The organism is Streptomyces sp. NPDC127108, from assembly GCF_042677545.1.
GTDB lineage: Bacteria > Actinomycetota > Actinomycetes > Streptomycetales > Streptomycetaceae > Streptomyces.
In genome coordinates this window covers 371,330-380,113 of record NZ_JBHXTE010000001.1, presented here as the reverse complement: position 1 = coordinate 380,113, position 8,784 = coordinate 371,330, and the positions used below count along the sequence as shown (strand labels likewise).

General features: G+C 72.7%; 9 protein-coding genes. 6 read left to right on the top strand and 3 right to left on the bottom strand.

All coding sequences use genetic code 11. The features are described 5' to 3' along the window. Positions 1-46: 46 nt before the first annotated feature. On the bottom strand, positions 47-934 hold the full coding sequence (locus tag ACFVHO_RS01650; protein WP_385708589.1) for an NAD(P)-dependent oxidoreductase: 888 nt from the start codon (positions 932-934) through the stop codon (positions 47-49). 227 nt (positions 935-1,161) lie between these two features. Between ACFVHO_RS01650 and ACFVHO_RS01645 the strand changes: the two genes are divergently transcribed. Then, positions 1,162-1,722, top strand: coding sequence for a TetR/AcrR family transcriptional regulator (locus ACFVHO_RS01645; RefSeq protein ID WP_385708642.1), 561 nt, complete (start codon positions 1,162-1,164; stop codon positions 1,720-1,722). A gap of 14 nt (positions 1,723-1,736) precedes the next feature. On the opposite strand, the gene ACFVHO_RS01640 is transcribed toward ACFVHO_RS01645, so the two are convergent. Both ACFVHO_RS01640 and ACFVHO_RS01635 read right to left on the bottom strand, forming a co-directional pair. Beyond that, positions 1,737-2,957: an MAB_1171c family putative transporter gene (locus ACFVHO_RS01640; RefSeq protein WP_385708587.1), complete on the bottom strand. Its 1,221-nt coding sequence runs from the start codon at positions 2,955-2,957 to the stop codon at positions 1,737-1,739. Beyond that, positions 2,957-3,589 carry a hypothetical protein gene (locus tag ACFVHO_RS01635; protein ID WP_385708584.1) on the bottom strand — a complete coding sequence of 211 codons (633 nt, stop codon included), beginning with the start codon at positions 3,587-3,589 and terminating at the stop codon, positions 2,957-2,959. Before ACFVHO_RS01635 ends, ACFVHO_RS01640 begins: the two co-directional genes overlap by 1 nt. A gap of 450 nt (positions 3,590-4,039) precedes the next feature. Here ACFVHO_RS01635 and ACFVHO_RS01630 point away from each other — a divergent pair, with 450 nt between their 5' ends. The 5 genes from ACFVHO_RS01630 (at position 4,040) to ACFVHO_RS01610 (ending at position 8,670) form a co-directional block, all read left to right on the top strand. Further along, a complete protein-coding gene (locus ACFVHO_RS01630; RefSeq protein WP_385708582.1) occupies positions 4,040-4,723 on the top strand; it encodes a transcriptional regulator in 684 nt (227 codons plus the stop codon). Between the two features lie 683 nt (positions 4,724-5,406). Then, positions 5,407-5,859 carry an NUDIX domain-containing protein gene (locus ACFVHO_RS01625; protein ID WP_385708580.1) on the top strand — a complete coding sequence of 151 codons (453 nt, stop codon included), beginning with the start codon at positions 5,407-5,409 and terminating at the stop codon, positions 5,857-5,859. A gap of 409 nt (positions 5,860-6,268) precedes the next feature. Then, complete coding sequence (locus tag ACFVHO_RS01620; RefSeq protein WP_385708578.1) at positions 6,269-7,240, top strand: AraC family transcriptional regulator; 972 nt, start codon at positions 6,269-6,271, stop codon at positions 7,238-7,240. Positions 7,241-7,278: 38 nt separating this feature from the next. Beyond that, on the top strand, positions 7,279-8,160 hold the full coding sequence (locus tag ACFVHO_RS01615; protein WP_385708576.1) for a carbohydrate-binding protein: 882 nt from the start codon (positions 7,279-7,281) through the stop codon (positions 8,158-8,160). 114 nt (positions 8,161-8,274) lie between these two features. Further along, positions 8,275-8,670, top strand: a complete 396-nt coding sequence (locus ACFVHO_RS01610; RefSeq protein WP_385708574.1) for a hypothetical protein — start codon at positions 8,275-8,277, stop codon at positions 8,668-8,670. The last annotated feature ends 114 nt before the right edge of the window (positions 8,671-8,784 follow it).

The following is an 8,784-nucleotide window of genomic DNA, read 5'->3' as shown; positions in this document are numbered from 1 at the left end:
GGCCGGGCCCCGCGCCGATCGCCGTCGGGCTGGGCCTGATGCCCCGCTACCCGGCCGCGCCCAGCGCGTCCGTACGGGCCTCGATCGCCCGGAGCACCGCGACCATGTCCTGGCCGCCGTGCCCCAGCGCCACCGTGTCGCCGAACAGCGAGTGACACACGTCGAGCAGCGGCGAGGCCAGGCCGGAGGACCGGGCCGCGTCCGCGACGAGCTGGTTGTTCATGAGGACGTCCAGTGCCGCGGCCTGCACGCCGAAGTCCCGCGCGAGCAGCTTGGGCGCCTTCATCCGGGAGACGCCGCTCGCCATCGGCCCGGCGTCGAGCACGTCGAGGAACAGCTTCGTGTCCAGGCCCTGGCGCTCCGCGAAGTGGAACGACTCCGAGAGGCCCGTGACCGTGGTGATCAGGAACAGGTTCACCGCCAGCTTCATCAGGAGCGCGCCCGGCACCTGACCGCACAGGAACGTCTCCCGGCACATCGGCGCGACGAACGGCCGCACCTCGGCCACGTCCCGCTCCGCGCCCGCCAGCATCGCCACGAGCAGCCCCGCCTCGGCGGGCTCGCGCGACCCCGACACGGGCGCCTCCACGTACCGCCCGCCCGCCGCCCGTACCTCGGCGCCGAGCGCACGCGAGTACTCGGGCGAGGTCGTTCCCATGTGCACGACCGTGTGCCCCGCGACCCGGGCGGCGAAGGCGGGGGTGTCCCGGCCGAGCGCCGCGTCGATCGCGGCGCTGTTGGCCAGCATGAGGATGACGACGGGGGCCCGCGCGAACACCTCGTCCACGTCGGCCGCCACCCGCGCCCCGGCGTCGCGCAGCGGCGCGCACCGGGCGGCGGTGCGGTTCCAGACGATCAACTCCGCCCCGGACCGCGCCAGCTGGAGCGCCATGGGCTGCCCCATGACCCCCAGACCAATGAACCCCACGTCCATCCCGAACTCCCGTCCCCGAACGTCGAGGCCGTGCGGCCGAGGTCATCGGCCGGGCCGTCTATGACGGCTGTCATAGTAGCGGGGGAAGTACGGTGCGGCCCAGGAGAGTTCGTGCGGGGTGCGGATCATCGCGTACGACGAGACGGGTTCGCGTACGACGGGACGCGTGAGGTGGAGGCGACAGCGTGACGGCAGGTGAGGCGTCCGGGCGGGGGCCGCGTGAGCGCATGGTGTTCAGCGCGGCCCAGCTGCTGCGCCGGGGAGGCATCGGTGCCACCGGCATGCGGGACGTGGTCGAGCACGCGCGGGCGCCGCGCGGCTCGCTCCAGCACTACTTCCCCGGCGGCAAGGAGCAACTGGTCAACGAGGCCGTGGAGTGGGCGGGCCGGTACGCGGCAGGGCGCGTCGCGCGGTTCGTGGCGGGGCTGCCCGAGCCCACGCCGAGCGGGCTGTTCGCCGCGATGGTGCGCCAGTGGACGGACGAGCTCGCGGTGGCGGGGGAGACGTCCGGCTGCCCGGTCGCCGCGGCCGTCGTGGACCGGGCCGACACCAGCGAGTCCACCCGGAAGGCCGCCGCGGCGGCGTTCGCCACCTGGACAGGCCCGGTGGCCGCGGCGCTCGTCGACATGGAAGTGCCGCCCGCCCGCGCCGAGGCGCTCGCCACGGTCATGATCAGCGCGGTGGAGGGCGCCCTCCTCATCGCCCGCGCCGAAGGAGACGTACGCGCCCTGACGACGGTGGCACGGGAACTCGGGCCGCTCCTGGACGAGGCGGTCGTCCGGCACTGAGCCGACCCACCGCCCTACCCCCGCACCTCCGAGGCCGCCGCCGCCCGCCGCGCGTGCACCAACGCCTCGAGCACCACCGGATGGCTGAGGTGGCGCGCGACCAGCACCAGATGCTCGCGTTCCGCGGCGGCGGGCACGTCCTCCCCGGGCAGCGCCGCGAGCAGCATGTCGGTGTCGGCGGGAGGCAGCCCCTGGCCGCGCGCCTCGGCGGCGTACAGCAGGGTCGCCGCGGCCTGCGCCGCCACGACGTCGAAGCCGACGAAGCCTCGCCGGACCAGCTGGTCCACGGCGCGGGCGGGCGCGCTGCTCATCCACGGGCTCAGGCTGCGGGCGCCGTCACGGATCTCGACGAGCCTGCGGGACAGGGCGATCCGGGTGTCCCAGCCGCCCCAGAGGAGTCCGGGGGCGAGCACGAGCTGCGGGTCGGCGCGCACGACGGTCTGCCACAGCGGGCGCAGGGCCTGGTAGTCGCGCCGCTCCCGCCTGCGCGCGGTGAACGACAGGCGGACCAGGCTGTAGTTGGCGACGAGGCCGCTGACGGCGGTGGTCAGCCACGCGGCCTCGGCGAAGCCCTCCAGGCGCAGGCCGCCCGCCGCGCCGGCCATCGCCGTCAGGACACAGACGACATGGAGCATGTCGAGGGCGACGGCCACGGCGAACTCAAGGACGCACCGGCGCAGTTCGGGAGTGAGCCGCGGGCCCTGCGAGGCGAGCAGCGCGCGGCAGCGCAGCACGGTGGCCGTGACGACGGCGGTCGCCATGGCGAAGTACACGAGGTGGAACGCCACGGCGTCGGGCGTGTGCACGTAGTCCGGGGCGAAGAGCAGGGGCCGTGCCTCGCCGCTCGGGTCGGCCCGGGCGTAGAGGACCGTCATGGCGACGACGGTGAGCGCGTAGAGCGGGGCCCAGGTGAGGACCGTGCGGTGCGTTGCGCCGCCCTCGCGGTGCCCGGGCTGCCACAGCACCGACATCAGATGGGCGTGGCCGACGCACAGCAGCCCCACGGTGTTCGCGAGCAGGGCCGACAGATGGGGCGCGCCGAACGCTGTGTCGACGGCGCGGTACACGGCGGGTGTGGCCAGCAGGAAGATGACGCCCGCGAGGAACAGGGACGACGCGGAGACCTTGAGCAGGACCGCCGGTTCGCGCCGGGCGGCCAGTGCCTTGCCGGTGGCCAGACACAGGGCGATGGCCGCGGCGGTCAGGCTGACCGCCGTCAGGGTCGCGTGCCACATCACAGACCGGAGCGGCGGTTGGCGAAGGAGGTGAGCGGCGCGGTGTGGCCGCCGTCGTCATCGAGGGACAGCATCAGCATGCCGACGGTGGCGAACACCTCCGCCGACCACTCCTCGTCCTCCTCGTAGCCGGTGCGCAGCCGCACGGGCCGCGTCAGCACCTCCCGGACCACGTCGGCGGGCAGCGAGGGCATCTGTTCGGCGACGCGGTGCGGTTCGAGGACGTCGCAGGCGGTGATGGCGTCCGGATCGGCGTTCGCGACGCCGGGGCTGAGCAGGTGGTACACCTCGTGCAACAGGACGTGCAGGCCCTGGCGTTCGCTGGTGTTGGCGGTGATGACGATGGTGTCCTCGGTCTCCCCCTGCACGCAGAACCCGCTGATGTGCGAGGGCAGGGGCAGCTTCTGGACGGTGATGGTCCGGCCGCGCTCGTGGGCGACGGTGTCGAGGAGCGTCTGCAGCCCCTGGCCGGGGCGCAGACCGAGGTCGTCGTGGATGATGCGGATGGCCCGCCGCCGTGCCCTCGCCCAGGCACGGCGCTTGCGCACGGCGGAGAGGATGCGGTGCGAGGCGTCGGCGACGCGCGCCCGGCCGGTGTGACGCCACCCGGCGGGGGCGCCCACGGTCGGCACGGGTCAGCTCTCCCGGCTCGGTCCGGTGCCGGACCGGGCGTGCCCGACGCCCGGTGGTGGCACGGCTCTTCGAGCCGTTCGGGCCCGTCGTGCCGCTGCCGCTCTTCGTTCCGGTTCCGCGAGACACGGGACCTGTGCCCGTGTGCTGGCGCGCTTCATAGGCCGTTCACGCTCCCCGTTCCCTACGTGACGGGCGTGCGCCCGCTGACCTGCGCAGGGACAGTATCAGGCCGGTGCCGTAACGGTTCGGCGGCACCGCGTGTCAGCCAACGGACGCCGGTGGTCCGGAAATTGGACGGCGGCGCTGGTCGGGCGGCCGTTGTGACCGGAAGCCGAACACTGTACGGCCGGACTCTGTGTCAACAATTGAAGACGGCGCTGGCCGGGGACGGTTGAGGCGGATACTCTCAGGGCGCCCCAACGAGTTCCGTGGCCCATGGAGACCTTCAGGTGAACGCAGCCGACCACCCAGCGGCGCCCGGACACGAGATCGCCCGTCTCCTCGCCGACGTGGACGCCTACGCCCTGCGTCTTGGCACCTCGCGCGGCCGCCTGCTGGACGTCGTGCTCATCTCCCGCGCCACCGGCATCGAACCGGAGCGGGTGGTGGCGCTGCTCGCCGGTGAACTCCCCGAGGAGGAGCCCCGGGAGAAGAACGCGCGCGAGGGCTTCCGCAAGGCGCTGTTCCAGCAGCGCCTGCGGTTCCTGCAGCGGACCCGGCTCAAGGAGACCCCCGCGGGCAAGGAGCCCTACGGCCTCAGGGAGATCTCACGGGCGACGGGCATCTCGGCGCAGCACGTGTCGAACCTGCTCAACGGCGAACGCGGCGCGAACCACGACCACGCGGCGCGCCTGGAGCTCTTCTTCCGGGTGCCGGAGGGCTTCTGCTCCCGCACCGAGGGTGCCGCGCTGATCGCCTACCTGCGCCGGATGGTCAACGAGGACCTGCCGAAACTCGCCACGCGTGCGGTCCTGCAGGAGCTGGGCGCGCGCTCGGTGGCCCTGCGCAGCACGGCGGACGGCGCCCAGATCGACACGCTGCGGGACCTGCTCCCGGCCCTCGATGAGCTGGTCAAGGTGATTCAGGGACGTAAACCGGGCGGCGGCCGGGAGAGCGGTGGCGGGCGTCCGTAGCGCGGGTGCGCTACGCGCGTTGTGGTGCGCCGAGAACACTGAGGCGGTGCCTCCGCAGGTTCATTCGAGGCGCACGCCCATGACATGCATCGTTCTCAATCGTTGACACCGCCTGTGATAGTGCATCAGGATCTGTCTCACGCCAGGGCCGGGGGCAGGCCGGCTCTGACGGGGAACACAGCCTGCCCGGATGTTCCATTCGTCCGCATGACCTGATCTCGGGGTTCCCGCGTGGGGGCGGGGGAAGCCCGACGACGAGTCATCGGTCCTGCTCATGCCCCGATCGGCCTTCGTGCCGCGTCGCCGCACGCTGGGTGCCCGCCCAACTGCGCCGTCGTTCTCGGGGATTGGTCGGCCCCTGCGAATGGAACGAGCGTTTCGTCAGGTGATGCCAGGACCGTCGTGGCCCGTACCGGGGCCGCGGTGGGGCGGGGAGGAGCGATGAGCAGGTGACGACACCAATCGGCACCCCGAGCTCCTTGGTGGTTGGGCCCGAGGAAAGACAGCGGTCACGGTCCCGAACGGGACGAAGGGAGCCCCTGCCCGGGGGAGCCCGCCGCTGCAGGCAGCGAGCGACGCCCGTCCTCGCTTCCACTGGGCGGGGGTGGGGCCCCCGCTCGCCGAACCACCTGATCCTGATGAGCCGTGCTCACGTCATGACGGGGCTAATTCAGGAAGATGCCATGGATGCTACTGCTACGTCCCTAGCCGCTTCGGCAGGGGCCATCATCGCCGATGAGCATGGCGATGTGCTGATGGTGAACCCGATGTACACGGCCTACTGGAACCTTCCCGGCGGCCATGTCGAAGAGGGGGAGAGCCCGAGCGCCGTCTGCGCCCGGGAAGTCCGTGCGGAGCTCGGTCTGGACGTCGAGATGGGGGACCTGCTCGTGGTCGCCTGGGTCGACTCCGGCGGCCTGATGCCTCGCGTGTACTACATCTTCGACGCCGGAGAGGTTACCGCCGAGCAACGGCGTGCCATCACGCTGCGGGAGGACGGCGCGGGGGAGTACCGCTTCGCGTCCCCGGAGCGGATCGACGCGTCGCTGATCCCGCCGTTCGTCAAGCCCATGTGGGAAGCGGCGCTCACCGCCCGCAAGGACAAGCGCCTTGTGTGCATCGAAGTGGAGGTGTGAACTGCGTGACCGCTCACGCCAGGTGAGCGGGTAGCGGGGGTAAGGACGACAGACGAACGAACGAGAAGCGCGGGAGAGATCCGAGCCGACCGGTCCCTGTCCCGATGCCTCACCCTCGCGCAGGACCAGGAGCCGCCGCCCGCCCGGGCGGCGGCTCCACACATGTTCCGGATGTGCTGCGGCAACGCAATACCGTTCAGGCAAGTCTTAACGCTTTCCTGTCGACAGGACGCGCCGCCCGTATTCCCGCCCGCGCTCCGGGCGCCCAACTTGGCCTGAGAACCGGTGGGTGCGCACTCCCTGCCATGTCATCGTGGACCATCGAATGGTATGGACCTGACAAGTCTGCCCGGTCGTGCGCCACCGCGGCGAGCGGCGCGCGGACGGTGTCGGTGAGGGGAGCGTACGCATGCGCGGGTCGACGGTCTTGCCCGGTACGAGTCACGGAAACGGCAGCCACCCCGGCGCGGGCGGCCTGCCGATCCACCGCCTCGAGGTACCGATGCCCAACACGCTGCCGTTCGCCATCGGCACCTTCGACACCATCGGCCCGATGTCCCGGGCCTCCTTCCCGCACCGGCACACCTTCCACGAGATCGTGCTCGTCACCGGCGGCACCGGCAGTCATGTCGTCGACCTCACGCGCTTCACCCTCCGCCCTCCCCATCTGTGCTTCATCGCGCCCGGTCAGGTGCACTACTGGGACGGTGTCCGGGGCCTTGAGGGTTGCGTCGTCGTCTTCACTGACGACTTCCTCCTGGAACACCCCGCCGACCGCGCCCTGCTGCGCCGCCTCGGCCGCCGCCCCTGGCTGGAGCTGCCCGAGCGGGACGCGGACTGGGCCGCGCGCCTCGTCGCCGAGATGGACCACGAGTACCGCACGGGAGCCGAGGGCTTCGGCGGCGTCCTGCGCGCCCTCCTCCACATCCTCGTGGTACGCGCCGGGCGCCTCCCCGCCCCCGGCAGGGCCCACCCGCCCGGCGTCCCGGCCCCCGAGGCCGCCCGCCCCGCCCCCGCGGCGACCCAGTTCGTCGCCCTGGTGAGCACGCCCCGCGCGCTGCCCTGGTCCGTGCGCGACTGCGCCGTCCACCTCGGGGTCTCGGTGAGCCACCTGAACGAGGCGGTCAAGGCCGCCATGGGCCGCACCCCGGGTGAGCTGCTTCGCCAGGCCCGGGTGCACGAGGCGAAACGCCTGCTCGCCTGCACCGATCTGACGGTACGTCAGGTCGCGGACCGGGTGGGCTTCGCCGACCCCGCGTACTTCTGCCGCTTCTTCCGCCGCGAGACCGGCGCCACTCCCGGCGACTTCCGCCGCGGCGGTGGCGATATTCACCACGACCACCGCATTGCGTCCATCGCCCCGCCCGGGCCCGCCGCATAGCTTCTAAGCCGATCCCCACCCCCCACCCAGGAGGAGCGATGGACGGCGACACGCCCACCAACGGGCACGACATCAGCGGCGCCCCGACCGGCGAGCCCACGGACCCGCCCACGCCCGCCCCGCGCCCGGGCCCGAGCCGCAAGACGGTGCTCCGCGCCGCCCTGGCCGCGGGCGTCGCGGCGCCGGTGGCGATGATGGGCGTCCCCGCGCTCGCCCGCACCAGAGCGGGCACCGGCAAGGCCCCCGAGGTCACCCCGTCCTGCGACGACGGCGACGACCCGACACCGCCCCAGACCGAAGGCCCCTACTTCAAACCCAACTCGCCCCGGCGCACCTCGCTCATCGAGCCCGGCACCCAGGGCACCCGGCTCACCGTCACCGGCTACGTGTTCGGCCTGGCCTGCCTGCCCATCCCGCAGGTGCTCCTCGACTTCTGGCAGGCAGACGCCCGCGGCGCCTACGACAACGTGGGCTTCCGGATGCGCGGGCACCAGTTCACCGACGCCCGCGGCGCGTTCACCCTCACCACGATCTTCCCCGGCCTCTACCCCGGACGCACCCGCCACCTGCACGTGAAACTGCAGGCCCCCGGCCGCCCGGTCCTCACCACCCAGCTGTACTTCCCGAACGAGCCGCGCAACAACACCGACCCGATCTTCGACGCCCGGTTGCTCATGAACGTACGGGACGTCGGCAACGCCAAGGACGCCGACTTCGACTTCGTCCTCCGGGTGCCCCAGACGCCCTCGCCGACCGACCCCCCGACCCAGCCCCCGGGCGGCACCTGGGCCGTCGGCACCGGCTACACCGCGGGCGACCGCGTGACCCACGACGGCCGCGCCTACGTCTGCCTCCAGGGCCACACGGCCCAGCGCGGCTGGGAGCCGCCGTCGGCGCCTTCGCTGTGGCGCGCGGTCTGACACACCCCCCGATGATCACCCGTCGGAGTGGACCGACGCGTGGGAACGGGCTCCGCGGCCACCACCCCTGCCAAGATCGTCGCGCAATCGCGACGGACTCAGGAGAGGTGGCACGTGAACGGTAAGGGTACGAAGGCGCGTTGGTGGGCGCGGACGGCGACGACGTTCGTCTGTGTGGGGGCGGCGGTGGCGGCCACCGCGCCGTCCGCGTTCGCCGGGGCGACGGGATGCAACGACCGCACCTGCATCGCGGTGGCGGGCAGCGGACTGCGCGTGGAGTCCGTGACCGCGTCGACGACCTGGAACGGCGACTTCAACGGGCACCTGCACATCTACGGCGGCGGCATCGACCGCAACAGCGCCACGGGCTTCTGGGGCTACCACCAGAAGTTCACGGTGCCGGTGGGCCGTGACCTGCCCAACGGGTCCGTGCTCTGCGCCGAGGGCTGGGAGCACACCGGCGGCGGACTCCAACTGCGCGGCCGCGCCTGCGCCGAGGTGCACTTCTGAGACGTACGAGGTGGGACGTACGGCCGTGGGGGGGGGGGGCCGGGCCCCCCCCCCGCCGCCCCGCCCGGGGGGGGGGGCCGGGGCCCCGAGGGGCGGTAGAAGGGGGGGGAGCGC

Bases quoted from the DNA above. Each gene is read 5' to 3' on its own strand.
- ACFVHO_RS01650 (WP_385708589.1), bottom strand. From the start codon at position 934: ATGGACGTGGGGTTCATTGGTCTGGGGGTCATGGGGCAGCCCATGGCG.
- ACFVHO_RS01645 (WP_385708642.1), top strand. From the start codon at position 1,162: ATGGTGTTCAGCGCGGCCCAGCTGCTGCGCCGGGGAGGCATCGGTGCC.
- ACFVHO_RS01640 (WP_385708587.1), bottom strand. From the start codon at position 2,957: ATGTGGCACGCGACCCTGACGGCGGTCAGCCTGACCGCCGCGGCCATC.
- ACFVHO_RS01625 (WP_385708580.1), top strand. From the start codon at position 5,407: ATGGATGCTACTGCTACGTCCCTAGCCGCTTCGGCAGGGGCCATCATC.
- ACFVHO_RS01620 (WP_385708578.1), top strand. From the start codon at position 6,269: ATGCGCGGGTCGACGGTCTTGCCCGGTACGAGTCACGGAAACGGCAGC.
- ACFVHO_RS01615 (WP_385708576.1), top strand. From the start codon at position 7,279: ATGGACGGCGACACGCCCACCAACGGGCACGACATCAGCGGCGCCCCG.